The sequence below is a fragment of the Pilimelia anulata genome, assembly GCF_014647895.1.
Lineage (GTDB): Bacteria > Actinomycetota > Actinomycetes > Mycobacteriales > Micromonosporaceae > Pilimelia > Pilimelia anulata.
Window position 1 is genome coordinate 1 of sequence record NZ_BMQB01000039.1, and the last position, 565, is coordinate 565.

A 565-nucleotide genomic window follows, 5' to 3' on the forward strand; every position below is an offset into this window, starting at 1 on the left:
CCCCTCGCCAACGACCTCTCCACCGCCTACACCCACCGCCACACCCACCAACAACCACCCACCTGGACCCCCCTCCCCCTCCAATACACCGACTACACCCAATGGCAACACCAACACCTCGGCAACCCCACCAACCCCCACAGCCACCTCCACCACCAACTCACCCACTGGACCAACACCCTCACCAACCTCCCCACCGAACTACCCCTCCCCACCGACCACCCACGACCCCCCACCCCCACCCACCACGGAAACCGCACCACCCTCACCATCAACCCCACCACCCACCACCAACTCCAAACCCTCGCCCGCCACCACGACGCCACCCTCTTCATCACCATCCACGCCGCCATCACCACCCTCCTCACCCGCCTCGGCGCCGGCACCGACATCCCCCTCGGCACCGTCACCGCCGGCCGCACCGACGAAGCCCTCGACCCCCTCATCGGCTTCTTCGTCAACACCCTCGTCCTACGCACCACCACCACACCCACCACCACCTTCACCCAACACCTCCACCACACCCGCGACACCGACCTCACCGCCTACGACCACCAAGACCTCC

Annotated in this window: 1 protein-coding gene; it reads left to right on the forward strand. The window is 66.9% G+C overall.

The genetic code is table 11. The features are described from left to right. A partial coding sequence (locus IEY94_RS23195; RefSeq protein ID WP_229784384.1) for a condensation domain-containing protein occupies positions 1 to 565 on the forward strand: 565 nt, incomplete at both ends.